This window comes from Curtanaerobium respiraculi (assembly GCF_024609215.1).
GTDB classification, from domain to species: Bacteria; Actinomycetota; Coriobacteriia; order Coriobacteriales; family Eggerthellaceae; genus Curtanaerobium; species Curtanaerobium respiraculi.
Genome location: NZ_JANIPD030000023.1, coordinates 115,033 through 139,633 on the forward strand (window position 1 = coordinate 115,033; position 24,601 = coordinate 139,633).

Sequence of the window (24,601 nt, forward strand, 5' to 3'; positions counted from 1 at the left end):
ACCTCCGAAACATGCACGCCCCCATTGTAAGCCCCATGGGGAGAATAGCCACTCCCGCACCGGCGGCCGGGTTGCCGCAGACGGCGGCAGCCAGCTAGCTATTGCGCCATGCCCACGGCGAGCGCATCGAGGTTGGGCTGCAAAAGCTTCGCCCGCTTGCCCGCCGGCACGACCCGCCGCACCGCCTCCTCGATGCTCTCCTGCGCGCAGAAATGCGTCTCGGCGAACAGCTTGCCCGTCAGGATGACGTTCGAAAGCGTCTTGAAACCGTGCCGCTCGGCAAGCTCCGTGCTGGGAACCGGGATGACGCGCACATCGTCGCGCTCCGGGATCTCGGGAACGAGCGAGCTGTCGATCAGCACCAGGCCGCCCGGCTTGACATCGTCCAAAAACTTCGTGACGCTGGGCAGGTTCATGGCGATGAGCACATCGGGCTGCGTCACCAGGGGACTGCCGATCGGATCGTCCTGCAGGACGACGGAGCAGTTCGCCGTGCCGCCGCGCATCTCCGGTCCGTAGCTCGGCAGCCACGAAACCTGGCGGTCCTCGATGAGCCCCGCCTGCGCGATGATCTTCCCCGCGAACAGCAGGCCCTGGCCGCCGAAGCCGCTCAGGATGATGTTCAGATTGCGCTCGGCCATCTTATGCCTCCTTCGGATGGACCATCGGGCAGTTCTTCGCGCGCTCGGCGGCCGCGTCGAGGGCGGTTTCGTATCCGTCCGCGACGCAGTCCTTGTACACACCCAGAGGGTAGTACGTGAGCATGTTCTCGCGCATCCAGTCCATCGCCTGCAGCGGCGTCATCTTCCAATTCGTGGAGCACGTGCCCACGATTTCGATCAAGCTGTAGCCGCGGCCTTCGCGCTGGTAGGCGAACGCCTTCTCGATCGCCCTCTTCGCCTTGCGCACGTGGGCCGGCGTGTCCACCGTCACGCGTTCCAGGTAGGCGACGCCATCCAGGTCCTCCAACAGCTCGCACACGCGGATGGGGTACCCCGCCGTGGAGACGTCGCGCCCGTAGGGGCTCGTCTGCGTGACCTGGTTCGGCAACGTGGTGGGGGCCATCTGGCCGCCCGTCATGCCGTAGATCGCGTTGTTGTAGAAGATGACGGTGATGTTCTCGCCGCGGGCGGCGGCATGCACGGTCTCGGCCATGCCGATGCTGGCGAGATCGCCGTCGCCTTGGTACGCGAACACCGTGTTCTCGGGATGCACGCGCTTGACCGCGGTGGCGACCGCCGGCGCGCGACCGTGGGCCGCCTCGATCATGTCGCAGCCGAAATAATCGTATGCGAGCACCGAGCACCCCACCGGGGCGATGCCCACGGTCTCCCCTTCGATGTCCAGCTTATCCATAGCCTCCGCCACCAGCCGGTGCACGATGCCGTGCGGGCATCCGGGGCAATAATGGAAGGGGACGGGCAGCAGCGACTTGGGCCGCTCGAACACTACTTTTTCAGCCATGTGCTACACACTCTCCTTCGGGTCGATGACCAACTGCCCCGCCGCGCTCTGCGCAACGCCCATGCCGGGCGTGACGGGCTTTCCGGCTGCCTGGTCGCGCAGCGCGAAGAGCACCTCGTCAGGCGTGGGAATGACGCCGCCGGCGCGGCCGAAGAACTCCACGGGAGCCTTGCCGGCCACATGAAGGCGCACGTCGTCGACCATCTGGCCCATGTTGAACTCCACGGACAGGAACGCTTTCGCGTGCTCGGCCGCCTGCTTGACGCCGTCTGCGGGGAAGGGCCACAGGGTGATGGGGCGTAGGAGCCCCGCCTTGATGCCCTCTTCGCGTGCGGCGACCACGGCGCTGCGGGCGATGCGGGCGGCGGCGCCGAACGCCACGACCACGTACTCCGCATCGTCGAGCATGACGCCCTCGAAGCGCTGCTCCTCGCGCTCGATCCTCGCATAGCGCTCGTAGCGCTCCTTCAGCACTTCCTCGAGCTCGGCGGGCTGCAGATACAGCGAGTTCGCCACGTTATGGGCTCGCTTATGATGATGCCCCACCGTCGCCCAGGGCTTTTCGGGAAGGTCCTCCTTCTCCGGTGGCAGCACAACCGGCTCCATCATCTGCCCGAGAAGGCCGTCCGCCAGGATGATGACGGGCATGCGGTACTCGTCCGCCTTATCGAAGGCGAGGTACACCAGATCGGCATCCTCCTGCACGGTGCTCGGCGCGAGCACGATATGGCGGGAGTCGCCATGGCCCATGGCGCGCGTTGCCTGCAAGTAATCGGACTGGCTCGGCTGGATGGTGCCCAGGCCCGGGCCGCCGCGCTGCACGTTCACGATGACGGCGGGAAGGTCCGCGCCCGCCATGTAGGAGATGCCCTCGCCTTTGAGCGAGATCCCGGGCGAACTGCTGCTCGTCATGGCGCGGGCGCCCGCCGCGGCGGCGCCGTACAGCATGTTGACGGCGGCGATCTCGCTTTCGGCCTGCAGGAACGTTCCGCCGATCTTGGGCATGGCCTTGCTCATGTACGCGGCGACCTCGGTCTGCGGCGTGATGGGGTACCCGAAATAGAACCGGCAACCCGCGCGCACGGCGGCGGCGGCCAGGGCCTCGTTCCCCTTCATGAGGATCTTTTCTTCAGACATCTACTTCACCTCCTTGTAAACCGTGATGGCCACATCGGGGCACATCAGGGCGCAATTGCAGCACGCAGTGCATTTCTCGGGCTCCGTCTGGCAGGCGGGATGGTAGCCTTTCGCATTGATGCGCGCGGTGTCCAGCGCGATGATGTCCACCGGGCACGCATCGACGCACAAGCCGCACCCTTTGCAATACGTTTCATCAACAACGATTCGCGACACTTCTTCCCCCTTCTCTAACCGGGAATGTTTCGCAACCTTACTTACGAGGTTCGCACGCTTCGGTGCTCGTGAATATTCTAAGCACGACTTACTCCACCCTGCGAAAGTGCGTTAGAATATCCATAAAACAGGTGGGTTATCGTCATTTACCAGCTGATTCCGCCCGTTGGGTCCGCGCGATAGGAAGCTGATCATGGAAATCAACAACGAGGAAGTCGCTCATCGCATCAAGTCGCTGCGCGAGGATATCGGCATCAGCATGCAGGAGATGGCGCAAGCCACGGGCCGCACCCTGTCGGATTACATGGCGCAGGAAAGCGGCCGGAAGGAGTTGGATTTCACCTTCCTCTCCAAGTGCGCCGACGCGATGGGCGTCACCGAGATCGAGCTCCTCACCGGCGAGGCGCCGCATCTGAAGGGGTATTCGCTCGTGCGCAAGGGCGACGGCTTGAACCTCAACCGCAATTCGTTCTACGAATACCTGCATGTGGCGCCGAACCTATCGCAGAACCACTGCGAGCCGTTCATCGTCACCATCCCCTACCGCGCCGAGGAGCAGGGCGCGGATCTGCCCCTCGCCTACCACGAGGGACTCGAGCTGGACTACGTGCTGGAGGGGCGCATCCGCTTCCAGTACGAGGACCGCACGAAGACCAAGAGCGAGGAAATCGCGAACCCGGGCGACTGCCTGCTGTACGACAGCGGCAACGGCCATGGCCTCAGCGCCCTGGACGGGAAGCCCGCGCGCATCCTCGCAGTTGTGATGAAGCCCAACAGCACGGCGATTCGATAGGCGTTGCCGCATCGTCGACAGCGCCGCCGCGCCTCCCACATCTTCTCGTCCAGCCCGCGGATGCGGGCTTCATCCACATTCAGCAAAGGGCACGACTATCATGCGAAACATCAACCTCCGCTACGTAGAGGAAAGCTACGATGCGAATGGGACGCTCACGCGGTTCCACGCCTCCTACCCCGACGATTTCAACTTCGGCTACGATATCGTCGACGACATCGCCACCGAGGACCCCGCCCGGCGCGCCATGGTATGGTGCAACCCCGAGGGCGAGGAGCACGTCTTCACGTTCGCGGATATGAAGACGTGGTCCGACAAGACCGCGCGCTTCATGCACGACCAGGGCATCGGCGCCGGCGATATGGTCATGGTCATCCTCCGTCGGCACTATCAATTCTGGTTCGTCGCCACCGCGCTGCACAAGCTCGGGGCGGTCATGGTGCCGGCAACCTTCATGCTGAAGGAGCACGACCTGCTCTACCGCGTGCAGAGCGCCGGGATCAAGGCCATCGTCTGCACCGATTGCGGCGATATCGCCCAGATCGTGGACAACGTCGCCCCCGAATGCCCCAGCCTGAGGGCGCGGATCCTGGTGGCGGGCGGCGGTGGCGGCATGCATCTGGAGGATGCGGCCGACCTCGGATACGGCCAAGCGCTTTCGGGGGAGGCGGGCATCTGCGCCCTACCCGGCGAGCGCGAGGGCTGGATCGATTTCAACACGGGCGTGCGGGATGCCCCCGCAATATGGGAGAGAGTGAAGACCCGCGCCTCCGACCCGATGCTCATGTACTTCTCCAGCGGCACGAGCGGCAATCCCAAGATGGTGCTGCACGATAGCGGGTACGCGATCGCCCACACGGTCACCGCGAAGCACTGGCACAATGTGCGCAGCGACGGCGGACTGCACCTGACGATCGCCGACACCGGCTGGGGAAAGGCGGTATGGGGAAAGCTCTACGGGCAGTGGATCATGGAGGCGTGCGTCCTGACCTACGACTTCGACCGCTTCCACGCCGACGAGATGATGAACCTGATCGCAAAATACCGCGTGACCACGCTGTGCTGCCCTCCCACCATGTACCGCATGTTCACCGAGCAGGATATCGATTCGTTCGATTTGAGCTCGCTCGAGTACTGCACCACCGCCGGCGAGGCACTGAACCCCGACCTGTTCGAGTATTGGAAGGAGCACACCGGGCTCACCATCTACGAGGGGTTCGGTCAGACGGAGACGCCGCTCACCATCGCCAACCTCGTCGGCAGCACGCCGCGGCCCGGCAGCATGGGGCGTCCGACGCCCCAGTACACAATCGAGGTCCACAACCCCGATGGCACGCGTTGCCACATCGGCCAGACGGGCGAGATCTGCATCCTCATGGACGAGGACACCCGCGGCGTGATGATGGAGTACTACCGCAACCCCGAGAAGACCGCCCAGGCCATCCACGATGGCTGGTACCACACCGGCGACACGGCCTGGGAGGACCACGAGGGGTACTTCTGGTACGTCGGCCGCAACGACGATGTGATCAAGAGCAGCGGCTACCGCATCGGACCCTTCGAGATCGAGAGCGTCATGCTCGAGCACGATGCCGTGCGCGAGGTCGCCGTCACCGGCGTGCCCGACCCTTTGCGCGGCTTCGCCGTCAAGGCAACCGTGGTGCTCGCCCCGGGCTTCCAGCCGAGCGAGAGCCTCACAAAGGAGCTGCAGACGTGGGTGAAGCGCAAGACGGCGCCGTACAAGTACCCGCGCATCATCGACTACGTCGAGGAGCTGCCCAAGACCGTGAACGGCAAGATCCGCCGCGTGGCCATCAGGAAGCAGGATGCGGAGGCGGCGCACTTGGCCGATGTCCACGACAAGAAAGACGGCCTCATCTAACGTTTAAGGGCGAGGCCCCGCCTACATCCCCGCTGCGAGAGCGAGATGGTACGCGGCGAGGGAGACGATCCAGGCCACGGCGAACCCGTAGGCGATCTGGGCGAACGTCCACTTCCACGAGTTGCTCTCGCGCTTGAGCGCGGCCACGGTGGCGAGGCACGGCAGGTACAGCAGCGTGAACACCATGAACGAGAACGAGCCCGCCTGGGTGAAGCCCAGGCTGCCGAGGGCCGCGGCGGAAAGCCCGGCGCCCGCATCGTCGCCCGCGGTGCCGGCGAGGACGCCGAGCGTCCCCACGACGGCCTCCTTCGCGGCGAAACCCGTGATGAGCGCCACGGCGGCCGGCCACACGCCGAATCCCAGCGGGATGAAGAGCGGGGCGATCGCGCCGCCCGCGATGGCGAGGAGGGAGTGCTCGACATCGACCATGCCGAACGCCCCGTCCGCGAACCCGAAGCTGCTCGCGAACCAAACCGCGATGCTCATGAGGAATATGATCGTGCCCGCGCGCTGCAGATAGTCCTTGATCGTCGCCCAGAGGGCCAGCCCCAAGCTGCTCATGCGCGGGGCCCGGTATTTGGGCAGCTCGATGATCAGGGGCGTCGTCTCGCCCTTGAGCACAAACGTCTTCAGAAGCCACCCGGTGGCGAAGGCCACCAGTATTCCCAGAACGTAGAGCCCGAACACGATCACGTCGCCGTTCGTCGGGAAGAACGCGCTGGCGAACACCAGAAAGATGGTCGCGCGCGCCCCGCAGTTCATGAACGGGACCAGGAACAGCGTGATCTTGCGATCGACCTCGCTCTCCATCGTGCGGCACGCCATCATGGCGGGCACGTTGCAGCCGAATCCCATGAGCATGGGCACGAAGCTCTTCCCCGACATGCCGAAGGGCCGCATCGCGCGGTCCATGATGAACGCCGCGCGCGCCATGTACCCCACGTCCTCGAGCAACGTGAGGAAGAAGAACAGCACGCATATCTGCGGCAGGAACGAGAGCACGGCCCCCACGCCGCCGCATATGCCGCCGACCACGAGCCCGTAGGCCCACGTATCCTCGACGAGGACGCCCCCCAATCCCCGCGCGACGGCGTCGACCAGCATCTGGGCGACGTTCTGCAGCCACACCCCCGGGCTGGGGACGGGGTCGAGCCCCAGCGCGGAGAGCCCGAGGAAATCCTCGGAGAACGTGCAGTGGAACATGGCGAACATCACCAGCAGGAACAGCGGGATGCCCCAGATGCGATGCGTGACCACGCGGTCGATCCGATCGCTTCGGTTCATCTCCCTCTGCTTGTGCACGTGGGTGACGCTCGCGTTCACGACCTGCTTGATGAAGGCGTAGCGGCGGTTCGCGTTCTCCGTCTCCTGCTCCTCGGTAAGGGGCGCGTCGGCGGTCGGCTGGTAGGTCATCGGCCCCTTGTAATGGTTGTGGTACTTGTACGCGGAGATCAGCGCGTTCGTGCGCCCACGCGAATCGGTGTGGTGGTCGAGGCGGTGCTCATCGGGGTCCTCGATGTCCTGGAACCCGTGTCCGTGCTCGTCCTCCCCCTCGTGGAAGGGGCTCGAGCTCTCCAGCTCGGCAGCCTCGATCAGCTTGCCCATGCCGACCGTGTGCATGAGCTCGATCACGCCCTCGCCCGTCACCGCGGTGATGGGCATCACGGGCAACCCCAGCCGGCGGGACAACTCCTCGGTGTCGATGACGGCGCCGGCGGCGCGCGCCTCGTCCATCATGTTGACCGCCACCACCATGGGCACCCCCAGCTCGGCGATCTGGCAGGTGAGGAAGAGGTTGCGCTCGATGTTCATCGCCTCCACGATGTCGATCACGACATCGGGCTTCGACTCGACGATGTAGGCCCTGCTCACCTGCTCTTCGATCGAGTAGCTCGTGAGCGAGTAGATTCCCGGCAGATCGACGATGTCCGCCTCGCCGTATCGGGGGCGCAGAGCGCCGACCTTCTGCTCCACCGTCACGCCGGGCCAGTTCCCCACATGCTGGTTGGTGCCCGTCAGCTCGTTGAAAAGCGTGGTCTTGCCGCAGTTGGGGTTTCCGATCAGCGCGAACACCTTGCGGTCTCGCTCGCGCTCCTTTGCCGTGGCCCAGGGCTGCGCCGCGATGGGCTCGTGGCGGCCGCCGGCCATCAGGCGCTCACCTCCATGGTGTCGGCAACGGCCTTGCAGAGCGCGAGCCTGCTCCCCTTGATCTCCAGTATGAGGCCGGCCCAGCTGCTCGAAAGCACGTCGACGCGCTCCCCCACGACCAGGCCCAGGCTGTCGAGCCGGGCGCGGGCGGGCCCCGACGCATGGCACGCCGTGATGGTGTGCGCGGACCCGGTTCGGGCATCGCTTAACTTCAAGTGCTCCTCCTCGCGAACGTTTGCCGCGACCCACTCTACGGGTTCGGCGCGTCAATCGCAACCGCTTGGAGCAAATCGGATCCAGATGGATTATCAATGGATGAGCAGGGATAGCCTATTCCACGCGGAGGAGGCGCGCGGCGAAGTGCGCGTCGCACCCGTCGGGCTGCAATGAGCTCTTGAAGAACAGCACGGGCTTCCCCTCGGGCGTTTTCCCATACGGCAGTATGCGATACCCCGCCCCCACCTTGGCGTCGAGGAAGCGTTTGACGGTGAATTCGTTCTCGGTCGCCAGCGGGCTGCAGGTGGAGTAGGTCAGCTGCCCGCCCACGCGCACGTGGCGGGAGGCCTCCGTCACCATCGCCAGCTGGAGCTTCGCGAGATCGTTGACCTCCTCGGCGCGCAAGCGCCATCGGATCTCGGGATGGCGGCGCAGCGTCCCCACGCCGCTGCAAGGCGCATCGACGAACGCGGCGTCGAAGGTGCGCTGCCCCAGCGCCGCGGAGAGATCACGGGCGTCGGCGGCGATCGCACGTTCGGTGAGGCACCCGTAGGCGCTCATGCGCTTGCGCAGAAGCTCGATCTTGTAGGGATGGCTGTCGACGGGCACGAAGTCCAGCTGGGCTCCCCACCGCCTGAAGGTGCACGACTGCAAGAGCACGCTCTTGGTGCCGCGGCCGCTGCCGATCTCGAGGAAGTCGCGAGGGCGTTGCTCGGGGAGGGCGAGGTCGGCGATGTACTGCGCTGCCGCATCGCTGATAAGCACGGCCCCCTCGCGGAAGAGGCGGCGCGCGGTGCCCGTCGCGACCGTATGGGCATCGGCCACCTTCAGGCAGCCCGGGATCGGGCCTTCGGGGGAGCCCGGGGCACCCAAGTCGGCGATGGGGACCTCGCCCGCGATGAGCCTGTCGCGCAGGAAGAGCTCCTGCACCCGGCGCTCGTCCGACCTGATCGCGTTCACGCCGACGAAGATTGCGGGCGGATGGTTGCAGGCGGCCATGAACCGTGCCGCCTCGGCGCGGCCCATCTGCACGATGAGCACCTGCGCGAGCCATCGCGGGAACCCGTGGAGGCGGGCCAGGGCGGCATCGTCGACCGTCGGATCGCCGAAGGGGAACGACTCCGCCGCGCGGGCGACCTTGCGCAGCACGGCGTTCGCAAGGCGCGAGGCGCGCGGTTCCACCGAGCGCACGAGCCCCACCCCCTGGTCGACCGCGACGTATGCGTCCTTGCCGAGGAAGATGATCTCGTAGGCGCTCACGCGGAGCGCGTCGCGCACGTAGGCGCGCACATCGGAGGGCGAGTTCATGCAGCGGTTCAGCACCTCGTCCAACGTGCCGCGCGTGGCGGCGACGCCGAGCGAGAGCACGCGCGCGAAGGCGGCGTCCTGCGGGCTGATGGAGATCTCCTCGAGCTTCGCGTCCAGCACATCGCCGGCGAAGGCGGAGCGCTCGCGGCACGCGGCGCCCACTTCGCACGCCAACCGCCGCGCGTTAGTGGTCCTGGACATCCAGCGCCTCCCATGTGATGAGGCCGCTCTTTATGTTCTGCACCCCCCGGGCGAAATCCGCCCCGGTCATCTCATGCTTGCCATCGGGATGGATCCCGTCGATGCGCAGCAGCTGGTCGGCCATGCACAGGTACAGCTGCCTGTCGTAGAGGATGGCGCGCCCGGGAACGAGCTTCGTCTTCTCGCGCAGAAGGCGGCTCGGTTCGCGCTCCGCCCGCGTGATGGCGACGGAGCGGCTGGCGACCTTGCAGCGCGCCGGATGGGCCGGGGAGCTTGCCTGCACCTTGCGCTGGGCGATTTTCGCCTTGTCCGTGGGCGCGAGGTTGAGCTCGCCCTTCTCGATCTTATGGGCGTAGGTGGCGAAGAAATCGTCTTGCTTCTTCCATTCCAACGTCCCCTGCTCCATATGGGCCAGGGCGGTGAGCAGCGCTTGGCTGCCCAATATCGCCAACTCGGCCGTCAGCTCCTCCGCGTTCTTGCGACCGATCGCCGTCTGGCGCATGATGCAGTAGTCGCCGGTGTCGAGCCCCTCCTCCATGCGCATGACGCACACGCCGGTCTCCTCATCGCCGGCGAGGATAGCGCGCTCGACCGGGGCGGCGCCGCGCCAGTGGGGCAAGAGCGACGCATGGACGTTGAGGCAGCCGCGGGGAGGGATCGCCAGCACCTCGGCAGGGAGGATGGCGCCGTACGCCGCCACGCATATCGCATCCGGGGCGAGGGAGGCGATCTCGGCCTGCACGGCGGGGTCCCGGAGCGTGCGCGGCGTGAACACGGGGATACCCTGCAGGGCGGCGACCTGCTTCACCGGGCTGGCGACCAGCCTCCGGCCCCGGCCGCGGACCGCGTCCGGCCGCGTGTACACCCCCGCCACCTCGTGCTGCGCGATCAGGTTCTCCAATATCGTCGCGGCATAGGAGGGGGTCCCCATGAAGACTATGCGCATGTCTCTCCCTTCGACGGGCATGTCGGGCGGCGGCGCCGCCGGCTAGATGGACGTTTCCCCGGGCTTGGCGCCCGCCGCCAGGGCGGCGTCGTAATCGCGGAGCGCCTTGATGCGGGAGACGGGGTCGGTGCTCTCGAAGAGCGTGCGGCCCTCCAGGTGGTCGAGCTCGTGCTGAAGGCAGCGGCCGAGCAGCCCGTCGCCCTCGATGAACCGCTCGTTGCCGTCCAGATCGAAGTACTTGACGCGGGCCCACGGCCGGCGTTTGACGGGAACGGTTATGCCCGGCAGGGAGAGGCAGCCCTCCCCGTCGACGACGGGGTCGCCCTCCGTGGCGACGAGCTCGGGGTTCACCAGCGTGATGGGATTCTCCCCATAGGATTCGGAATCGCAGTCGACCACGACGATGCGCTGCAGCACGCCCACCTGGGGTCCTGCGAGCCCGCATCCGTCGTTTTTGTACATGGTGCGCGCCATCTGCTTCGCGAGCTTCCTCAATGACGAATCGCCCGGAACGCATTCCTGCGCGCGCTGGCGCAGTATAGGATCCGGGGAAAGAATGATCTTCATATTGCATCCTTTTTCTGTTGCGTGTTTCCCCTTGATTGTACGCCCTCGTCGCGCGCACGCAACATCCGCCGCGAAAACTCCAGCGGAAGCCTCACCAGGTGAAATCGAAAATGGAACGGCAGCGCGCAGGAGGGCGGGTTTGGGCGATGCCGCACGTCCGGCCCGAAGGAGCGCGTCCCGGCGCATCGGCCCGGGGGCGCGCCCCTCGGGCGGATCCCTTACGCGTGGATGCCCGGGTCGGCGCGCAGGTGGCGGGCGCGGCGGCCGATGAGCTCGCGCTGGAGGGAGGATACCGCGGCGTAGACGATGCCCTCGTCCCCCTCCGAGAGCGATCCGCTCTTGAGCTGCGCCGTGAACGAATCGATCTGCGCCTCGATATCACCGAGGGCGAGCTCCTCGGAAAGGAAGTCCGCGAGCGCATGGGGGTTGCGGCCCTCGCCGCCCCCCCGGGCGAGGATGGCGCCCGCGGAGGGCACGGCGGCGGCGATCGCCACCGAGACCTGGGCGGCTGTGGCGTTCGGGTTCTGCTGGAGCGCGGCGAGCAACGCGTCTGCCGCCTGGGCGTGCTGCGGCACGTGCCAGGCGACCTGCGCGAGGGCGCCCGCCTTGTCCAATCCGATGGCGGGGTTGCAGGCGCATACCGCGATGAATTCCGCCTCGTAGCGCCGGCGGCTCGTCTCGGCCTCCGGCAGCCGCAGGGGCGGTTTGCCATCGTCGGCGAGCGCGGAGCCGTCATCGGAGGGGACGGCGTCCCCGGCCGAAGGGGGCCCGCCCGGGAGGGGGCCGTCGCCTTGCCGCCGGGGTTGGGGGCGGCGCGGCGGTTTCAGCCGCTCGAGCCGGGCGAGGGCATCGTTCTCCCGCATCATCAGCCTCCCCGCGATCATGATCGCGTAGTCCTTCGCCAGCAGGGAGTCCTTGATCGGCGCGAGGATTTGGATCGCATCCGCGAACGCGGCCGTCCGCCCCTCGGGCGTGCCGGTGTCGAAACGGTCGATATGGCGGTCGATGCCGAATTCGATGAGGGGCTTCGCGCCCTCCAGCGCCGCGAGCAACCCCCCGGAGCCGAAGCGCCCCACGAAGTCGGCGGGGTCGAGATCGTCCGGAAGCGTGCAGGCGAGCAGGTCGATCCGATGCTTCCCCGCCTCGGGCGTCATGTCCTCGTCGATGAACTGCAGCGCCCGATCCGTGGCGCGCTGCCCGGCCTCGTCGCCGTCGAACAGGTACACGATCTTCTTCGCGGCATGCCGCGAGATGCTGCGGATATGCTGCGTGGTCAGCGCGGTCCCCAGCGTCGCGACGGCGTTTCCGATGCCCGCTTCGTGCAGGGCGATCACATCGGTGTAGCCCTCGACCACCAGCGCGGTGCCGGTTGCGGTGATCTGCGCCTTCGCGCGGTCGAGGCCGTACAGGACGCTGCTTTTGCTGAACAGCGGCGTCGTCTGGCTGTTCAGGTACTTCGGCTCGCCCTGGCCGACGATGCGCCCGCCGAACGCGATGGTCTCGCCGCGGTCATCGTTGATCGGGAACATGATGCGGCCGTAGAACCGATCCGCCGCGCGGCCGTTCCGGTCGACCGCCACGTTCGCGTCGATCATCTCCTTGGGCTGGTACCCCCGCCCCAGAAGATGGCGCACCAGCGCTCCCCGCCCGGGGGCGAAGCCCAGCTGCCAGTCCTTCGGAACGCGGCCGCCCAGATCGCGGCCGGCCAGATAGGCGCGCGCGGCGGCGGCCTCGTCCGATGCGCCCCGCATCAGCTGCAGATGGTAGAAGTCGCGCGTCTCGCGGCACACGCCGCGCAGGCGCTCCTTGTAGCTGCGCGGGGCGCCGCCCCGCCCCGTCTCCTTGATCTCGATGTTGGCGCGGTCGGCGAGGCGCCGCACGGCATCGGGGAAATCGACGTCCTCCGTCTTCATGACGAAGGTGAAGACGTCACCGCTCTCATGGCACCCGAAGCAGTAGTAGCGCTGCGTGTTCGGGTCGATCTTGCACGAGGGCGATTTCTCCTCGTGGAAGGGGCAGCAGCACCAGAATTCCCTGCCCCTCTGCTTCAGGACGCAGCGGTCCTGGAACAGCGAGACGATATCGGTCGCCTCGCGCACGCGCTCGATATCTTCGTTCGAGATCCCCGCCATCACAGATCCATGTTATCGCGGACCCATTGTATGTTGCCCTTGACCGTCGCAATCAACTGGTCGATGGAGTCGAATTTGATCATGGGGCGAAGGTAATGGTGCAGTTCGACCCATATGTCCTGCCCGTAGATGTCGCGGTCGAAATCGAGGATGTTCACCTCGCAGGTGGCGGTGCTCCCGCTTTCGAACACGGGGCTCTTCCCCACCGCGATGGCCGCACGGTACCTTCGCCCGTCGACGAATGCGTACCCTCCGTACACCGCCTCCGCAGCCACCTGGCGTTCCACGGGAAGCTCGAGGTTGGCGGTGCGGAATCCGAACTCCCTGCCGTCCCGCCGGCCGGGGCGCACGATATCGTGCAGGGCGTATGGGCGGCCCAAGAGCTCGGCCGCCTCCTCGCACCTCCCCTCGGCGAGCAGGTCGCGGATGCGCGTGGCCGTCACGGGAAGGCCGTCGCTCGACACGAGATGGTGGGCATGGACGTCCGTGCCGTTCGCGCGCGCCCATTCCTCGAGCTCGGCTACGTGGCCGGACGCCCCGGCCCCGAAGCTGAAGTCGACGCCGACGTGCAGATGGGCGGGCGCATGGCCCTCGAAGGTGCTCTCGAGGAACTCCTCGGGGCTCTTCGCGGCGAACTCCCGCGTGAAGGGCAGCACGCAGACCGCGTCCACGCCGCTCCGGGCGAGCGCGTCGAGGCGATCCTCGTTCGTGAGCAGCTTCTTCATGTGCTCGGGGCGGAACAGCTCGTCGGGATCGCGGTCGAAGGTGAGGGCGATGCTCCTGCCGCCCTCGTCGGCCGCCGTGCCCTGGGCGGCGGCAAGCAGGTACCGGTGCCCGCGATGGACCCCGTCGAAGACGCCGAACGCCGCCGAGCTGCCGTCGAGCACGTCGAAGTCGAATCCCCCGTCGATGTTATATATCACTGCCACGTTTCACTCCCCGTGAAAAACCGCAGACGGAGCGCAAGGCGCCGCCCGTGAATTCATAAACCGCCATCAGCTCGGACCCGTTGACGACGGCGATCCTCTCGCCGTCGGACAGGGGGCCCGGCGCATTCCGAGCACCGTCCGTGCAGCCGCATCCAGCCAGCCCGCCGCGCGTGCCATAGGCGAAAAGGTCCTCGTCGGCGAGTTTGAGCGGCCGCCCGTGGGAAACGTCGTCCGCCTGGCCCCGGTCGGCGAATACGAACCGCATCCCCAGCAGGACAACCGGATCGAGCAGGCTTCCGAACGGATCGGACTCGAGCGCCTCCAGTGTAACGCAATCGGCGAGCCGCACCGAACCCGCTTGGATGCGGCGCAGCGATCCGACATGGGCGACCGTGCCCAGCGCGCGCCCGCAGTCGCGAGCGATGCTGCGCACGTACGTGCCGGCGCTCACATGGGCGCGCACCGTCCAAACCGTGGAGCCCCGATCGCTTTCGCATGAGATCAGCTCCGCCGAGTATATCTCGATGGGCCTCGGCTCCAGTTCGATGACGTTGCCGGCGCGGGCCGCCGCATAGCTTTTCGTCCCGTTCACCTTGATTGCCGAATACACGGGGGGAAGCTGCATATGCTTGCCGACCAGGCCCTCGACCGCCCTCCGCGCAAATGCGGGGTCTCCCGCCTTCTCGGGGACGGCCGCGCTATGGATGACCGCCCCCTCCGCGTCATCGGTATCGGTCGCGGTGCCGAACACGATCGCGAATTCGTAGGTCTTGCCATGTCCGGTCAGGAAACGGGCGAGGCGGGTCGCGGGACCCACGCACACCACCAGCACTCCGCTCGCGGCGGGGTCGAGCGTGCCCGTATGGCCGATCCTGCGCTCCCCGTAGACGCGACGGCAGCGGGCGACGACGTCATGCGACGTCATCCCCGCGGGCTTGTCCACGCCGACCGCGAACGAGTAGTCGGTTGTCATGCGCCTCTTCGCCATGGCGCCCTAGAGCCGCGCGAGTTCCGCGATGACCGCATCGAGGGCTTCCTGCAGCGTGCCGTGCACGGTGAACCCGGCAGCGGCTCGATGACCTCCCCCGCCCAACCGGCGCGCGATCGAGGCGACGTCCGTGCCGTCCTTGGCGCGAAGGCTTCCGCGGACGCAGCCCTCCTGCTCGCGCAGCATGCATGCGACCCGCACGCCCCGCACGCTGCGCAGCGTGTCGATCAGGGGGGCGGCGTCGATCTTCTCCGCGCCGGTGCGCCGGTAGTCGTCAAGCGTGGTGTAGCTGACCACCACCTGGCCCCGCGCATGCGCGTGGATGCGCGATAGCATGAGGCGCTCCAGCTTCAACGAGGCGAACGAACGGCTTTGGTACACGTCGGCGGCGACCTGCGCGGGATCCGCCCCCGCGGCGACCATCTCGCCCGCAAGGCGGAACGCCTCGGACGTGGTGTTCTGATAGCGGAAGCTGCCCGTGTCGGTGGAAAGCCCCGTGAAGCAGCAGGTGGCCATCGTCCGGTCGGGCTCCACCCCCAGGTACGGCAGAAGCTTCCACACGATCATCGCGCACGCGGGCGCCTCGCTGTCGATGTAGTTCGCCTGCGAGAGCGGCTTGCGCGACAGGTGATGGTCGATGGTGATGGTGCGCGCGGCGCGCGAATGGAGCGCGGCGGCGTCGCCCAAGCGGTCGGCCGACGGCACGTCGACGGTCACGAACGTGCCGATGGGCCCTTCGACCTGCACGGCGGGAATGAGGGAGCCGGCACCCGGGAGGGTGCGCAGCCCGAACTCGATGTCCTCGTCCCGCGCGAGAACGCACATGGCGCGCTTGCCAAGCGAGCGCAGCGCGGCCGCCAGCGAAAGCTGGCTGCCGATGCAGTCCCCGTCGGGGCTCACGTGCCCCCCGATGACGAAATCATCGACTTCGAGCAGGGCGTTGGCGATCTCTTGCAAGCTTCCCGTCAGCATGGCGCTACTCCCCTTCGGCAGAAGCTTCGAAGCGCTTCTGCTCGCGGTTGAGCGCGCGCCCGATGCGCTCGGCCTCATCGACCGTGGTGTCCAGCATGAAGCGCAGCTCAGGCGCGACGCGCCAGGACAGCTTCTTGGCCATCAGCGACCTGATCCTGCCCCCGGCGGCCTGGAAGGCGGCGGCTGCGTCCTCGTAGGCGTCCTTGCCGGCGGAGTAGTACACGTTGCAGTAGCTTCGGTCGTAGCTGACCTCGCATCCGGTCACGGTCACCATGGACAAGCGGGGGTCGGAGATCTCGAACAGCAGTATCGTGGCGATCACCTCGCGCGCCCGCTCGTTCACCTTGCGGCTTCCACTTCCCTGTTTCATCTGTGCTCCTTCCGAGAAAGGGGACATCTGCCGTGGCACATGTCCCCTGGAGGGGTAGACCGCCCCTGCAATCCGCCCCGGATCGTATGTTACTCGGTGCGCTCGACTTCCACGGTGCGGTAGCCCTCGATGGAGTCGCCCACCTTGATGTCCTGATAGCCCTCGATGCCGATGCCGCACTCGTAGCCGCGGGCGACGCTCTTGACGTCATCCTTGAATCGGCGCAGCGATGCGATCCTGCCCTCGAAGATGACGGTGCCATCGCGCACGATGCGCACCTTGTCATCGCGGTGGATCTCGCCTTCCTGCACGTAGCCGCCGGCGATGGTGCCCGCTTTGGGAACGCGGAAGGTCTCGCGGACCTCGACGACGCCGGTGTCCTTCTCGACGATATCCGGCGAGAGCAGGCCCACGCGGGCCGCATTGATGTCCTCGAGCGCCTGGTAGATGACGCGGTACAGGCGAATATCCACTTTCTCCTTCTCGGCCATCGCCTTGCTCTTGCCCATCGGGCGCACGTTGAAGCCGATGATGATGGCGTCGCTGGCTGCGGCCAAGGTGACGTCCGTCTCGGTGATGCCGCCCACGGCCGCGTGGATGATGTTGATCTTGACCTCGGTCTGGTCCATCTTCTCGAACGCGTCGCGCAGCGCCTCGATGGAACCCTGCACGTCGGCCTTCACCACCAGGTTCAGGTCGGTCTGCTTGCCCTCCTCGATATGGCTGAAGAGCTCGTCGAGGCTCATATGGTGCGTCTCCTGCTCCTTCAGCCGCTGGCGCAGGGACCGCTCCTCTGCGAGCTTGCGGGCGTCGCGCTCGTCCTCGAACACGCGGAACTCGTCGCCCGCGGTGGCAACGCTGCCCAAGCCCAGGATCTCGACGGGATCGGCCGGCTTGGCGACCTTGACTTTCTGACCGCGCGTGCCCACGAGGGCGCGCACGCGACCGTAGGCGGTCCCGGCTACGACGGTGTCGCCGGGACGCAGCGTTCCGCGCGAGACGAGCACCGTAGCAACCGGGCCGCGGCCCTTGTCGAGCTTCGCCTCGATAACATAGCCGCTGGCCAGCGCGTTGGGGTTTGCCTTCAGCTCCAGGACATCCGCCTGGAGGAGGATGGTTTCCAGCAGATCGTCGATATGCAGGCGCTTCTTCGCCGACACGTCGACGAACATGTTCTGGCCGCCCCATTCCTCGGGGATGATGCCGTATTCGGTGAGCTCCTGGCGCACGCGGTTCGGATCGGCGCCGGGCTTGTCGATCTTGTTCACCGCGACGACGATGGGAACGCCTGCCGCCTTCGCGTGGTTGATGGATTCGATCGTCTGCGGCATGACGCCGTCATCGGCGGCGACCACCAAGACGGCGATGTCGGTGATCTGGGCGCCGCGGGCGCGCATGGCGGTGAAAGCCTCGTGGCCGGGCGTGTCGATGAAGGTGACCTGGCGGCCGTCCAAGTCGACGACGGATGCGCCGATATGCTGCGTGATGCCGCCCGCCTCGTGCTCGGCAACGCCGGTCTCGCGGATGGCATCGAGCAGGCTGGTCTTGCCGTGGTCGACATGGCCCATGACGGTGACGACCGGCGGACGGGGCATCAGATCCTCGGGAGCGTCATTGTACACGACGGCGTATTCCTCCTCGGGGGAGACCACGCGCACCTTGCGGCCCATATCGTCGGCGATCAACTCGACCAGATCGTCGCTCATGGTCTGCGTGAGCGTCAGCGGGCTGCCCAGGAGGAACAGGCGCTTGATGACGTCGTTGGGGGCGATGCCGGTGAGCTCGGCGAACTTCTGCACCGTGGCGCCCTCGGGGATCTCGATCACGGAATCGTCGAGCACCAACGAGGGGTCCAAGCCCTTCTCCATCGCTTCCTCGGCGGCCTTCTCGCGCGCCTCGGCCTGGCGTTTCTCCTTGCGCTTCTTGCGCCGGCCCTCGCCCTCGTGGCTTGCGGCGGCGACGGCAGCGCGAGCCTCGGCGAGCACCTTGTCTCGCTGGAACTTCTCCGCCTGCATGGCCATCTGGGCGTAGCGGTCCTCGCCGCCCGCCTCCGGGGAGGAGGGGGCAACCAACTCGGGGACCTCGGGCTCGAACGAATGGTGCTGGACCTTCTTCTTGCCCTTCCGGCCCTGGGGCCTCTGCTGGGTCTGGGAACGCTGCTCCTGCAGGCGGGTGCGCTCGGATTCGATCTGCGAGAGCAGCGAGTCGAACTGGCTCGTCCTGCGCGCGGGCGCAGGTTTCGCCGCATGCGGCTGGGCTGCTGGCGCCTCGGTCGCGTGCGATTTGGCGCGGGAGGCGCCGTGCAAGCGCTCCTCGACGGCCTTCTTCTTGGCCACGTCGCGCTGCACCGCGGCCAGGCGCGCGCGGGCGGCAGCCTCGGCGCGCTCGCGCTCGACGCGCTCCTTCTCGGCGATGATCTGCTGTTCCAGTGAGGCGTAAGGCGACGGGGCCTTCTTCGCCTTACGCTCCTCGCCCTCGGCCGCGTCCGCCGCCCCGGGGCCCTTGTGCTTCCGGCGCTTGCGCTCGGCCTCGCGCGCCTTGCGCTCCGCCTCCACCGCCGCGCGGCGGGCGGCTTCTTCCTCCGCCTTCTTCTGCACCGCGGCGGCCTTTTCCCGGGCGAGGTCCTTCGCTTCGGCATCGTCGATGATGCCCGCGCGCTCCTTCAGCTCGGGCTCGAGGTTCTTGCGAATCTTGTCCACGTAGGCCTCGTTCAAGACGCTGGCATGGCTCTTGGCGGGGATCTTCATCTCCGCAAGCTTGTCGAGCAGTTGCTTGCTCGTCATGTTCAGCTCCTTAGCCAACTCGTGTACACGCATGCTGGGCATTCGCAGCTCCTTACCTGTTCATATCATGGAAAGCGTCGTCCTGCCATGCAGCCAGACGCTCGTAATCCTGCTTGGAGAGTCTCGTCTTCAGCGCGCGGTCGAACCGATGCGACGCGCACGCCTTCTGCAAGCACGCGGCGGAGCAGACGTACGCCCCGCGGCCCGCGGCGCGGCCCCCCTCGTCCACCGAAACCTCGCCTTCGGGGGAACGCACCACGCGCATCAGCCTGCCTTTTGGCAGCTTGGCCCCGCAGACCACGCAGGTGCGCATGCCCTTGCGCGGGATGGTCGCGGCGATGTCGTTCCCGTGCGCCATCGACTATGCCTCCTGATCGGCGTGGATGCCGCAGAATCTGCTGCCGGGGCGCTTGTGGTTGCGGCAGCGCACCCCCTCGGGGCTCACGTACTCGCACAGGCCGTCCTCGTCGGTCTCGACCTCGTCGATGAGCTCGTTCTCCTCCTTGACGGGCTTGATGGCGAAGCTCGCGGACTTGATGTCGATGCGCCAGCCGGTCAGGCGCGCGGCGAGGCGGGCGTTCTGGCCCTCCTTGCCGATGGCCAGCGAAAGCTGGTCGTCGGGCACGATGACGGTCGCGTAGTTGTTCTCATCGTCGATTTCGACGCGGGAGACGCGCGCCGGGGAGAGCGCGTTGCGTACGTAGGCAGCGGGATCGTCGCTCCACTGGATGACGTCCACGCGCTCGTTGCGCAGCTCCTCCACGACCATGCGCACGCGGCTGCCCTTGGGGCCGACGCAGGCGCCCACCGGGTCGAGGTTGCCCTCGTGGCTGTACACGGCCACCTTGCTGCGGGCGCCGGGCTCGCGGGCGATGGATTTGATCTCCACCAGGCCGTCGTAGATCTCCGGTACCTCGATCTCGAAGAGACGTCTGATCAGGTCCGGGTGCGTGCGGGACACCACGATGCTGGGGCGCTGCTGCTCGCCGCGGCGGGGCGCATCCTCGTCGTTGGGGTTGCGCACCTCGATGATCAACGTCTTCAGGCGCTGGTTGTGGCGGTAGCGCTCGCCCGCGGGTCGCTCGTTGCGCTCGTCGGGGTTGCGCTTCAAATCGTAATGGGGCAGCTCCGCTTCCACGCCGTCGCGGATCTTGATGATCGTGAAATCGGGGGTGCCCTGCAGCACGGTGCCCGTGACCAGATCGCCCACGCGCTGGCTGAATTCCTCGTAGATGGAGGCACGGCCCGCCTCGCGCACGATGGAGTTGATGACGCTCTTGGCGTTCTGCGCGGCGATGCGGCTCACGTCGTCTGGTGTGACGTCGCGCTCCTCGAACTCTGTGTACTCGCCCGTCTCCTCATCGGGCTCGCCCACGGGAACCAGCTCGTACACGTAGATCTTTCCCGTCGCGCGATCGATCGTCACGCGGGCATCCCATTCCAAATCGAGGATGCGCTCGTAGCTTTTCGCCAGCGAGTCCTCGAGACGCTCGATGAGGTAGAACTCGTCGATGCGGCGCTCGTGCGCAAGCGCCTGCAGCGCTTCGATCAGCTCTGAAGTTGCCATGCCAATCTACCTTCCTATCTTGTGAAGTCAATCGCGCCCTTGACGTGGGCGCGTTTGAGGTTGCCAAAATCAAGCGGGACGTCCGCGCCGTCGACGGCGAGCGTCACCACGCCGTCAGCGCAGCCCACGAGCGTGCCCGTGAATTTCTTGCGCCCGTCCACCGCCTCGTGGCAGGCGACCTGCACGGTCTCGCCCGCGAAGCGGGAGAAGTGCTCGGGGGTGCGCAGGGGGCGGTCGATGCCGGGGCTCGTGACGTCCAATATGTAGGCGCCGGGGAACGGGTCGATATCCTCCACGATTTGGTTGATCCACGGCTGAGCCTCGGAAAGCTCGTCGAATCCCACGCCGGTGGGCGTGTCGATGTACACCGTGATCCGCGGCGCCTTGCTTCCGCCGGCCACCTCCACCGTGACGATTTCGACACCATGCTTTTCCGCGGTTGGCTCAAGAGCGTCGATGAGCTGCTTTTCCTTCGCCGTCACCAGCACGTATGCCCTCCTTCGTTTCCGCCGCCCCACAATAAAAGAAAGCGGGCGTAAGCCCACTTTCCCTTCTTGAAAAAGTTGTCCGCTTGCAAAGGGAACACCCGGTCGCGTGGCGTTGCCCTTTCCTTGCCCGCATCATTTAACCACGATTCCATGGTGCAGCGCCAGCCGGCCGGCCCTTCCGCATGTATGCTCCATAAATCGCGCGGACGGGGCGGACGGAAGGCCATCCTATGCGATGTGGCCAAGGAAATCCTGGGTGCGCCGGTGCTGCGGATGATCGAACACAGCTTCGGGAGGGCCCTCCTCCACGATCACGCCCCCGTCCATGAAGATCACGCGGTCGGCGACGTCGCGCGCGAAGCCCATCTCGTGCGTGACGACGATCATCGTCATCCCGCTCTCGGCCAGATCCGTCATCACGTTCAGCACGCCGCGCACGAGCTCGGGATCCAGGGCGCTCGTGGGCTCGTCGAACAGCATGACGTGCGGGTCCATGGCCAAGGCGCGCGCGATGGCGACGCGCTGCTGCTGCCCGCCGGAAAGCTGGCTGGGCTTGTAGTCGGCGCGGTCGCCGAGCCCCACCTTCTCCAGGTTCTCCAACGCGATGCGCTCGGCCTCCTCCCGCGACCGCTTGAGCACCTTCTGCTGGGCCAGCATGACATTGCCCTTCGCGGTGAGGTGCGGGAACAAGTTGAAGTTCTGGAACACCATGCCGACCTTGGCGCGCACGGCGTTCAAATCGCACTTCAGATCGGTGATCTCGGTGCTCTCGAACCATATGCGGCCACTCGTGGGCTCCTCGAGCCGGTTGATGCAGCGCAGCATGGTCGACTTGCCAGAGCCCGACGGCCCCAGCACGACGACGACCTCGCCGCGCTCGACGTCCAGATCGACGCCCTGCAGCACCTGCAGGTCGCCGAAGTACTTATGCAGGTCCTGGATCCGCACGATCGGCTGCTCCGCCATCACAGGGCCCCCTCTCCCGCCATGCCCGGTTCGGGCGCCTCGAACGGGGACGCCGGCTTCGGCGCGCCTGCGGCGGCTTGTTTCATCTGGTCCAGCTCCTGCTGCGCGATTATCTGCCTCTCCTCGGCGGTCATTCCGCCCTTCCTCCCCTTCTTGCGGGGCGCGCTGCCGCTGTCGTTGCTCGCAAGCTTGCGCTCCAGGCTGCCCACCAAACGCGCGAGGGGGATGGTGATCACCAGATAGAAGCATGCCGCGACGATATAGGGCGTGATGGAGCCGGTGTTGGCAACGATGGTCTTGGCGTACATGACCACTTCCATGACGCCCACGGCCGCCAGCATCGAGGTGTCCTTGTACAGCAGGATGAACTCGTTGGTCATCGTGGGGATCACGCGGCGGATGGTCTGGGGGATGATCACGCTGAACATGGTTTGGGCACCGTTCATGCCCAGCGAGCGCGACGCCTCGAACTGCCCCTTGGAGATGGACTGGATGCCCGCGCGCATGATCTCGCACTGGTATGCGCACGAGTTCATGGCCAACACGATCACGCCGAGCGGGAAATTGGGGATCTGCACGCCCGCCAGGGGCAGGCCGAAGAATGCGATGTAGATCTGCAGGAACAGGGGGGTGCCGCGCACGATGTTGACGTACAGGCTGGCCAGGCCCCGCAGGAGCCTCAGCCGGGACATGCGCATGAGGGCCAGCATGAGCCCGAACGGGATGGCGAGGGGAAAGCTGACCACCACGATCGCGAGCGCCATGAAGAAGCCGCGCAGCACGATGGGGAAGCTGGTCACCAGCACGGTGGGGTCGAAGAACAGGTGCAGGAACTTGTTCGAGTTCCAGTTCTTCACCCAATCCTGCTCGGAAAGTCGCTTGGACAGCGCCTCGGAGGGATCGATGCCCACGACGGGGATCGGGGGGATCCCCTGGAAATCGGCAACGGTGCCGTCGGAGAGCGCATAGGTGGCGCTGCATTGCATGTCGCCGCCCTCGGCGGGGAACACGACGCCGTACACCTCGAGCCTGATAAACGAGCCGGCGGGCGCGGCCTCGCCAAAGTCGGCGGTGAGCGTTGCTCCATCGGCCGACAGGACGGCGTTGGGAAGCGCGATGCGCTTGCCGGGGTCGGTCGGGTCGGTCGGGTTCTTCTCGATGAGGGTGATCTTCGAATCCTCGGCGGAGTACGCCGTGCCGTTCGGGACGGTGAACGTGAGCCCCGTCACCTCCTCGGCGCCCGCGGCCTGGGCCTCGAGCGTGATGCGCGTCTGCGTTCCGGCGGCCACCGTGTTATCCGTGCTGCTGACGTTGGAACGCGCCGTGCATTTGCTCACCTCCATCGCATGCGCCTGCGGAGGAGCCGCCGCGATCACGACCAGCGCGCACAAAAACGCGGCCATCGCGCCGAACGCCAGCTGCACGGCGTTTCGCCTTCCCGCGCAGGCGGCGGCATGTGAGTTGAATTCCATTTCGTTTCCCTTCGTTGCCTGGAAGCACCGATGAAGCCCGGGCGGCAGACACCGGGCTTCATCGAGGATCCCCATAAGAAGCCCCCTCCGCCTGCGGCAGAGGGGGCCTGCATCCATCGAGGCTTAGCCGAAGTACTTCTGGGTCAGCTTGTCGATGGTACCATCTTTCTGCAGTTCGGCAAGGGCGGCGTTGACGGCCTTCGTCAGCTCCGGGTTGTCCTTGGACACCACGATAGCGTACTCCTCGCCCGTCGCGTCGGCCTTGATGACCTGCGCATCCTGGTACGAGTTGGCGATGGTGTTCTTGGCCACGGCGTTGTTGGTGCACACGATGTTCGCCTCGCCAGCCTGCAGGGCGGCGAAGCAGTCGGTGGCGTTGCCGTAGGGCTTGACGGTCGCGTTCGGGAAGTTCTCCTTGGCGTAATCCTCTCCCGTGGTGCCGGACTGCACCGCGATGACGACATCGGCCGAGTTGACGGCGGTGTCGACGTTCTCAGCGGTGAACTGGGACGACTTCATCGCCACGACCGCCTGGTCATCCACGTAGTAGGCGTCGGAGAAGTCGATCTGCTGGGCGCGCTCGGGGTCGATGGAGAAGCCGGAGAGCCCTATGTCGCACTGGCCGCCGGCGATGACGGCGGGGATGATGCCGTCGAACTGGATGGTGGTGGGGGCGAAGGCGAGGCCCATCTTCTCGGCCACGGCTTTGCCCAGATCCATGTCGAAGCCGACGTACTCGTCGCCCTCGAGGTTCTCGAACGGCGGGAAGTCGGGCGAGGTGCCCACGGTGAGCGTGCCTTCCTTCACGAGCGAGTACGACCCCGCATCGGATTTGCCGGCGGAAGAGCTCGAGCTGGAGGAAGTGCCGCCGCTGGAGCAACCCGCCAAGGCCAAAGCAGCCACCAGCGCGCCGAGCGCGGCAACAAGGAGTATCTTGCTTTTCTTATTCATGGTGAATCCATTTCCTTTCCTGCATTTCCCGTCTTATTCCCTTGCATCAAGAGAAATGCACTGAAATGAATCATAGCACCGAATGTATACAATCAGGGGAATAAA

23 protein-coding genes are annotated in these 24,601 nt (G+C 66.3%); 2 read left to right on the forward strand and 21 right to left on the reverse strand.

Features of this window, described 5'->3' with window-relative positions; genetic code table 11:
• Positions 1 to 98: 98 nt before the first annotated feature.
• Genes NOV21_RS07025 through NOV21_RS07040 form a run of 4 tightly spaced genes read right to left on the reverse strand, consistent with a single transcriptional unit; the run spans position 99 to position 2,817 of the window.
• A complete protein-coding gene (locus tag NOV21_RS07025) occupies positions 99 to 641 on the reverse strand; it encodes a 2-oxoacid:ferredoxin oxidoreductase subunit gamma family protein (protein ID WP_283170391.1) in 543 nt (180 codons plus the stop codon).
• A gap of 1 nt (position 642) precedes the next feature.
• Positions 643 to 1,464, reverse strand: a complete 822-nt coding sequence (locus NOV21_RS07030; protein ID WP_283170390.1) for a thiamine pyrophosphate-dependent enzyme — start codon at positions 1,462 to 1,464, stop codon at positions 643 to 645.
• A 3-nt stretch (positions 1,465 to 1,467) separates the two neighbouring features.
• Positions 1,468 to 2,601 (reverse strand): 3-methyl-2-oxobutanoate dehydrogenase subunit VorB, encoded by a 1,134-nt coding sequence (gene vorB / locus NOV21_RS07035; protein WP_283170389.1) that lies wholly within the window; start codon positions 2,599 to 2,601, stop codon positions 1,468 to 1,470.
• Positions 2,602 to 2,817, reverse strand: a complete 216-nt coding sequence (locus NOV21_RS07040) for a 4Fe-4S dicluster domain-containing protein (RefSeq protein ID WP_283170388.1) — start codon at positions 2,815 to 2,817, stop codon at positions 2,602 to 2,604.
• 193 nt (positions 2,818 to 3,010) lie between these two features.
• On the opposite strand from NOV21_RS07040, the gene NOV21_RS07045 reads away from it, so the two are divergent.
• Positions 3,011 to 3,610, forward strand: coding sequence for a helix-turn-helix domain-containing protein (locus tag NOV21_RS07045; protein ID WP_283170387.1), 600 nt, complete (start codon positions 3,011 to 3,013; stop codon positions 3,608 to 3,610).
• 100 nt (positions 3,611 to 3,710) lie between these two features.
• The gene (locus NOV21_RS07050; protein ID WP_283170386.1) at positions 3,711 to 5,492 is read left to right on the forward strand and encodes an AMP-binding protein; all 1,782 of its coding nucleotides are present in this window, start codon (positions 3,711 to 3,713) and stop codon (positions 5,490 to 5,492) included.
• A 21-nt stretch (positions 5,493 to 5,513) separates the two neighbouring features.
• Here the strand turns inward: NOV21_RS07050 and feoB are convergent, their stop codons facing one another.
• The 17 genes from feoB to NOV21_RS07135 form a co-directional block, all read right to left on the reverse strand.
• Entirely contained in the window at positions 5,514 to 7,640 is a 2,127-nt protein-coding gene (gene feoB / locus NOV21_RS07055) for a ferrous iron transport protein B (protein ID WP_283170385.1), read from the reverse strand.
• On the reverse strand, positions 7,640 to 7,855 hold the full coding sequence (locus tag NOV21_RS07060) for a FeoA family protein (protein ID WP_283170384.1): 216 nt from the start codon (positions 7,853 to 7,855) through the stop codon (positions 7,640 to 7,642). The genes feoB and NOV21_RS07060 overlap by 1 nt, the downstream gene beginning before the upstream one ends.
• 115 nt (positions 7,856 to 7,970) lie before the next feature.
• Positions 7,971 to 9,365 carry an RsmB/NOP family class I SAM-dependent RNA methyltransferase gene (locus tag NOV21_RS07065; RefSeq protein WP_283170383.1) on the reverse strand — a complete coding sequence of 465 codons (1,395 nt, stop codon included), beginning with the start codon at positions 9,363 to 9,365 and terminating at the stop codon, positions 7,971 to 7,973.
• The gene (fmt, locus tag NOV21_RS07070) at positions 9,349 to 10,311 is read right to left on the reverse strand and encodes a methionyl-tRNA formyltransferase (protein ID WP_283170382.1); all 963 of its coding nucleotides are present in this window, start codon (positions 10,309 to 10,311) and stop codon (positions 9,349 to 9,351) included. Before fmt ends, NOV21_RS07065 begins: the two co-directional genes overlap by 17 nt.
• Before the next feature lie 42 nt (positions 10,312 to 10,353).
• A complete protein-coding gene (gene def, locus NOV21_RS07075; protein WP_283170381.1) occupies positions 10,354 to 10,878 on the reverse strand; it encodes a peptide deformylase in 525 nt (174 codons plus the stop codon).
• A 218-nt stretch (positions 10,879 to 11,096) separates the two neighbouring features.
• Positions 11,097 to 13,010 (reverse strand): DNA primase, encoded by a 1,914-nt coding sequence (dnaG, locus tag NOV21_RS07080; RefSeq protein WP_283170380.1) that lies wholly within the window; start codon positions 13,008 to 13,010, stop codon positions 11,097 to 11,099.
• Positions 13,010 to 13,939, reverse strand: coding sequence for a riboflavin biosynthesis protein RibF (gene ribF, locus NOV21_RS07085; RefSeq protein WP_283170379.1), 930 nt, complete (start codon positions 13,937 to 13,939; stop codon positions 13,010 to 13,012). Before ribF ends, dnaG begins: the two co-directional genes overlap by 1 nt.
• Positions 13,923 to 14,912: a tRNA pseudouridine(55) synthase TruB gene (truB, locus tag NOV21_RS07090; RefSeq protein WP_283170378.1), complete on the reverse strand. Its 990-nt coding sequence runs from the start codon at positions 14,910 to 14,912 to the stop codon at positions 13,923 to 13,925. The genes ribF and truB overlap by 17 nt, the downstream gene beginning before the upstream one ends.
• Before the next feature lie 21 nt (positions 14,913 to 14,933).
• Complete coding sequence (locus NOV21_RS07095; protein WP_283170377.1) at positions 14,934 to 15,899, reverse strand: DHH family phosphoesterase; 966 nt, start codon at positions 15,897 to 15,899, stop codon at positions 14,934 to 14,936.
• Positions 15,900 to 15,903: 4 nt separating this feature from the next.
• Entirely contained in the window at positions 15,904 to 16,269 is a 366-nt protein-coding gene (gene rbfA / locus NOV21_RS07100; RefSeq protein ID WP_283170376.1) for a 30S ribosome-binding factor RbfA, read from the reverse strand.
• 89 nt (positions 16,270 to 16,358) lie between these two features.
• Positions 16,359 to 19,094 (reverse strand): translation initiation factor IF-2, encoded by a 2,736-nt coding sequence (gene infB, locus NOV21_RS07105; RefSeq protein WP_283170375.1) that lies wholly within the window; start codon positions 19,092 to 19,094, stop codon positions 16,359 to 16,361.
• Between the two features lie 10 nt (positions 19,095 to 19,104).
• Positions 19,105 to 19,410: an RNase P modulator RnpM gene (gene rnpM / locus NOV21_RS07110; RefSeq protein WP_283170374.1), complete on the reverse strand. Its 306-nt coding sequence runs from the start codon at positions 19,408 to 19,410 to the stop codon at positions 19,105 to 19,107.
• A gap of 3 nt (positions 19,411 to 19,413) precedes the next feature.
• Entirely contained in the window at positions 19,414 to 20,619 is a 1,206-nt protein-coding gene (gene nusA / locus NOV21_RS07115; protein ID WP_283170373.1) for a transcription termination factor NusA, read from the reverse strand.
• A 14-nt stretch (positions 20,620 to 20,633) separates the two neighbouring features.
• Entirely contained in the window at positions 20,634 to 21,107 is a 474-nt protein-coding gene (locus NOV21_RS07120) for a ribosome maturation factor RimP (RefSeq protein WP_346428531.1), read from the reverse strand.
• A gap of 228 nt (positions 21,108 to 21,335) precedes the next feature.
• On the reverse strand, positions 21,336 to 22,073 hold the full coding sequence (locus tag NOV21_RS07125; protein ID WP_283170372.1) for an amino acid ABC transporter ATP-binding protein: 738 nt from the start codon (positions 22,071 to 22,073) through the stop codon (positions 21,336 to 21,338).
• Complete coding sequence (locus NOV21_RS07130) at positions 22,073 to 23,545, reverse strand: amino acid ABC transporter permease (protein WP_283170371.1); 1,473 nt, start codon at positions 23,543 to 23,545, stop codon at positions 22,073 to 22,075. The genes NOV21_RS07125 and NOV21_RS07130 overlap by 1 nt, the downstream gene beginning before the upstream one ends.
• A 123-nt stretch (positions 23,546 to 23,668) precedes the next feature.
• Complete coding sequence (locus NOV21_RS07135) at positions 23,669 to 24,496, reverse strand: ABC transporter substrate-binding protein (protein WP_283170370.1); 828 nt, start codon at positions 24,494 to 24,496, stop codon at positions 23,669 to 23,671.
• Positions 24,497 to 24,601 lie beyond the last annotated feature (105 nt).